Here is a 4,053-nt window from a genome sequence, read left to right on the forward strand (position 1 = left end):
CTTTTAGTTCTTCGTATGATGGAGCCTGATTCATAACAATTAATATCTCATGATGCTTAACGTTGTGATAACGGGAACTTGCCCGCACTAAACCCGACCAAACCAATGTATTCACGCCACTTTCTAAGCGCTTCGAGATTGGCAAGGTGTCCCGTTCATGACCTTGTTAGCCGCTGAACATTCATACTATCGCGGCTTCGCCGCCAACACCCAACGAACGCGCCGTTTTGTGAATTCAACTGACGCCTTAAAGATAAAATCGCTCGATAAAACCACAGGCGTTGAATTCAACTTAGCAAAGATAGCCACATGATTTTGCATCGAGTATGGGATTAGTTTGATGAGCCTTTTGAGATTAAACAGCCTGCGACAAAGAGAGGAATTAGCTAGCCAAACATCGCAAACTAAACACTGAAAAGAATTGACGGATAACGCAATTGTTAGCAGTTTCACTGAGATTAAGTGCTGTCCACAAACTTGTTAGCTCTTATCCCAGAACTTCCACCAAGGGCTTGCGCTACTTGGGTTAACACCTTTAAGCAATGATTGTCGATTAGGTATTATGTAATGATAAATCCCCGATTTTTTCATGAGTTCATGTAAATGATTGCGGCCTTCGGCTCGATATTCTACTGCATACTCAAGCTCATCTGGAGTTAGAATTTGTACCGTCGCAAGTATTATTTCTTCTGCTGGGAACTGAACAATCTTCGGGATATCTGGGTGTTCTACACCAATCATTACTCCGACCATTCCGTTTTCATTTTGAAATTCGTCTAAGCCATCGTCTTCAGCAAAAAGCTCCATGGTGATAACACCATGATTTGCTATGAACTCCGCCATTTTTCCATTATGTGCAGCTTGACGTGAAATCGAATAAACTAATTTAAACAGCCAACTACTCGAAATATCATCACCTAAATCTTCTGTTGTCTCGGCAATTATTTCTATTTTAAATCCGTTATTCGGTTCTTCAACATCATCGAATGGATCTGATAGCCCTGTACTTACAACCTTAATACTGTCATCAGTTCTAATTATACTAAACGCCTGCCTTAAAGTCGGCCATTGCGGGCCACCCATAAAAGCTGGGTTGATAAGATGAGCGATTACATCGGTGTCGACTTTTCCCATTGAACTGAAAAGAACATCACGTACATCGTTTGTTTTATCGTATATTTCAGTACTCATTATATTTCCATTTGAGAGCTAACGTCGGCTTAAGGGACTGAAAACACACGACTCACGCGAAACAGCTACCTTAAGCGCCAAAATTTGAAAAGACTAAAATTGACCGAGTGTTTTTAGTCCCCTTTAAGCCCTTGTTAGCTGAATATTCGCCTATACCGTTCTTCATTCCAAGGGGAGCCAAAGCCACAGTTTGATGAAATAGCTTTGGAAAAGCGATTGTTCGAATCAAGAGAGAGAATTGCGAAAGGAATATCTCGAACATGAATACAGTAAGCATCACCGATGATTGATTCAACTACCTCAAAGTCTATCTTTTTGAGGTTACTTTGATACGCCAAAGCAGATGCGTATTTATCATATAGTTTGGGAGGATTCCCGTGTGATAAGTGTGTGTTGTCAAACTGTGGTTCTAAAGGTGATGCACTGCATACATATACATCGGTTTTCGGTTTGAGTTCTTCCAGGCCCACTAGGTACGCCCAAACCGAATCCCCATCATTCTCTATGACAACGCGCTTATCATGAAAAATGAACTCAAGCAGCATGCTTTCTCCTTTGCTTGGTGTCAGCTAACGCCGCCTTAAGCGGAAAAAAATAGTTGGCTACACTTGTTGAGGCATGAAAAAAAGCCAATTGTTTTGTTCCGTTTAAAGGCTTTGTTAAGCATTTGAAAACAAATTACCCACTACCATAATTTCCACCATGGCTTTTTCTCTAACTCAGCTGTAGCTACCACCTGTTCTTTGTGATCAGGCAAAACGATAGTTGCATTGTTTTCATTCTCAAGATATGGGATATCTACGCAATTAAAATAGTCAAACCCGATCTGTAATTGGACTAATTGATTTTTAACGAACTCTTTGTATTCTTTGCTTAATTTCTCTGATTCGACCTTTGAGGTAATAAGAATCTGGTGGGTATCGTCTTCAATATTGGTTGCCATCAACCAAAAATCATACTTTTCACGTAGTAACCAAGCTAATGAAGAGATTGTTACATAGCGATCGTGACCACTCATTGTTAACGGAAGTTTATATCGTTCATCGTTAAAACATACCCAAAGTTCTTCATCTAATAATTCAGCCGACATTTGATCTGTGCTACCAACCTTTTCAGCGATCATTTCTACTATTGCATCATCATACTCTCGCCAGTCAACGATAATCAGCTCTTCGTCTATAATCTCTTCGGACATTTCTGAAACTTCATCTATGGTCTCATCTGAATACTCTTTAACAGCCGCAACAATATTTTTTAAATCTCTCATTGTAAATTCCCAAATTAGTAATCAAATGAAGCTATATGTGCCTAACGCCCGCCTCAACTGCCGGAGGCTACTGGCGCCTTTTCTGCGGTTTTTTGCACAAAGGTGACAATGGCCGTAGGTCAGATTGCAGGCGCTTGTTAGGCTTTGCCATTATATAAGCCTAAGTATTCGATTATGTCTGTTGATTCAGGATCTCTATAAACGCCTGACTCGTCATCTTCATTTCGTTTATCGCCCCAGATACCATTACCTTTAGGAATTAATATAAATTGAAATGGCTGCTCTGGGCATTTTGATTTGAATAGAGCTTTCTCTTCTTCAGTCTCGATGTAATCAAGAATGTAATCTATATCCTTGGCAGGCTCGACAAAGTCTGGATTTATGAAGAATTCTAGTTCGTCTTCTAATTTCCAGTCCCTGCTCCAGAATAGGTATTTCTCAAGTTGAGATATATCCACCCTCTCTAAATGAAATACATACAATGGTTCGTACATTTACATTACTTCCTAATTCTCAATAGAGCCTAACGCCCCAATAAGCGGCGAATAATAGTTGGCTAAAATTGTGAACGAAGTGAACGCAGCCAACTGTTAGGCGTCCGACTTGATTGGCTTGTTAGGTGCCGCGTGCTTCAATTCGTTTGTAGAACGCGAAATTATGGGCATCGTATTGTAGTTTGCCACGAGCGTACAAGCCGATTAAGTGCTCATCTAAATCACCAGAGCCACCTATAAATTCCTCTTTAGGAAACTTTAGTTCCGATTGTCTTTCGATAATTTCTTTTTTAACGCTACTATATTCAGATTCACTGACGAAAACAGCTACAGCATTATGCAAGCCAACTAGCCAACCTCCTCGCTTGAGTTCGACTGTTCGAAAGTCAATGAGAAACTTAGCTTCCAGCATACATTTTTGGGCGTCGAGTTCGTTGTTATCACTATCCTTAACGAATAGAACCGTCCCGTTTTTTAATATCGATAAACTTGTTTTGAGATCATTTGCATAATACTGAAATTTTTCTTCGAGTTCATCTAGAGACACTTTGCTCTTCGGTTCCCATTCTAATCTTAGTTCTTCCATACACCCTCTAGGCACCTAACGCTGTGATAACGGGCACTTGCCCGCACTAAACCTGACCAAACCCATGTATTCACGCTGCTTTCTAAGCGCTTCGAGATTGGCAAGGTGTCCCGTTCATGACCTTGTTAGCCGCTGAATATTCATACTATCGCGGCTTTGCCGCTAACACCCAACGAACGAACCATTTTGTGAGTTCAACTACGGCCTAAAAGACAAAATCACTCGATAAAACCACAAGCGTTGAATTTAACTTAGCAAAGATAGGCATATGATTTTGCGTTGAGTTTGGGATTAGTTTGATGAAACTGTTGGGTTTAAACAGCCTGCAACGAAGAGAGGAGATAGCTAACCAAACATCGCAAACTAAACAATGTGAAGAATTGACGGATAACGTCGTTTTAAAGGGCGTAAAACATTCACTTCACGCAAGAAAGCCACCGTAAACACCATAAGTTGATACAAAAAATTTGCGGAGATGTTTGCGTCCGCCTTGAAAACCTTTGTTATAAAGCTGC

Annotated in this window: 6 protein-coding genes; 1 reads left to right on the forward strand and 5 read right to left on the reverse strand. The window is 40.4% G+C overall.

Going from position 1 to position 4,053, the window contains the following annotated elements; translation table 11 throughout:
• The first annotated feature begins 157 nt into the window (after positions 1–157).
• A complete protein-coding gene (locus BCT27_RS25635) occupies positions 158–313 on the forward strand; it encodes a hypothetical protein (RefSeq protein WP_017013376.1) in 156 nt (51 codons plus the stop codon).
• A gap of 167 nt (positions 314–480) precedes the next feature.
• On the opposite strand, the gene BCT27_RS07625 is transcribed toward BCT27_RS25635, so the two are convergent.
• From BCT27_RS07625 to BCT27_RS07645, 5 genes are all read right to left on the reverse strand, one after another.
• Positions 481–1,191, reverse strand: a complete 711-nt coding sequence (locus BCT27_RS07625) for a suppressor of fused domain protein (RefSeq protein ID WP_102395459.1) — start codon at positions 1,189–1,191, stop codon at positions 481–483.
• Between the two features lie 134 nt (positions 1,192–1,325).
• On the reverse strand, positions 1,326–1,736 hold the full coding sequence (locus tag BCT27_RS07630; protein ID WP_102395460.1) for a hypothetical protein: 411 nt from the start codon (positions 1,734–1,736) through the stop codon (positions 1,326–1,328).
• Positions 1,737–1,876: 140 nt separating this feature from the next.
• Complete coding sequence (locus tag BCT27_RS07635; RefSeq protein WP_102395461.1) at positions 1,877–2,458, reverse strand: hypothetical protein; 582 nt, start codon at positions 2,456–2,458, stop codon at positions 1,877–1,879.
• A 137-nt stretch (positions 2,459–2,595) separates the two neighbouring features.
• Positions 2,596–2,952 carry a hypothetical protein gene (locus BCT27_RS07640; protein WP_102395462.1) on the reverse strand — a complete coding sequence of 119 codons (357 nt, stop codon included), beginning with the start codon at positions 2,950–2,952 and terminating at the stop codon, positions 2,596–2,598.
• A 121-nt stretch (positions 2,953–3,073) separates the two neighbouring features.
• Positions 3,074–3,538 (reverse strand): hypothetical protein, encoded by a 465-nt coding sequence (locus BCT27_RS07645; protein WP_102395463.1) that lies wholly within the window; start codon positions 3,536–3,538, stop codon positions 3,074–3,076.
• Between the last annotated feature and the right edge of the window lie 515 nt (positions 3,539–4,053).

The organism is Enterovibrio norvegicus, assembly GCF_002876705.1.
In the GTDB taxonomy this organism is placed as follows: domain Bacteria; phylum Pseudomonadota; class Gammaproteobacteria; order Enterobacterales; family Vibrionaceae; genus Enterovibrio; species Enterovibrio norvegicus_B.

What these genes read in the sequence shown, in the direction of transcription:
- BCT27_RS07625 (WP_102395459.1), bottom strand. Translation starts at nt 1,191, where the DNA reads ATGAGTACTGAAATATACGATAAAACAAACGATGTACGTGATGTTCTT.
- BCT27_RS25635 (WP_017013376.1), top strand. Translation starts at nt 158, where the DNA reads ATGACCTTGTTAGCCGCTGAACATTCATACTATCGCGGCTTCGCCGCC.
- BCT27_RS07635 (WP_102395461.1), bottom strand. Translation starts at nt 2,458, where the DNA reads ATGAGAGATTTAAAAAATATTGTTGCGGCTGTTAAAGAGTATTCAGAT.
- BCT27_RS07630 (WP_102395460.1), bottom strand. Translation starts at nt 1,736, where the DNA reads ATGCTGCTTGAGTTCATTTTTCATGATAAGCGCGTTGTCATAGAGAAT.
- BCT27_RS07640 (WP_102395462.1), bottom strand. Translation starts at nt 2,952, where the DNA reads ATGTACGAACCATTGTATGTATTTCATTTAGAGAGGGTGGATATATCT.
- BCT27_RS07645 (WP_102395463.1), bottom strand. Translation starts at nt 3,538, where the DNA reads ATGGAAGAACTAAGATTAGAATGGGAACCGAAGAGCAAAGTGTCTCTA.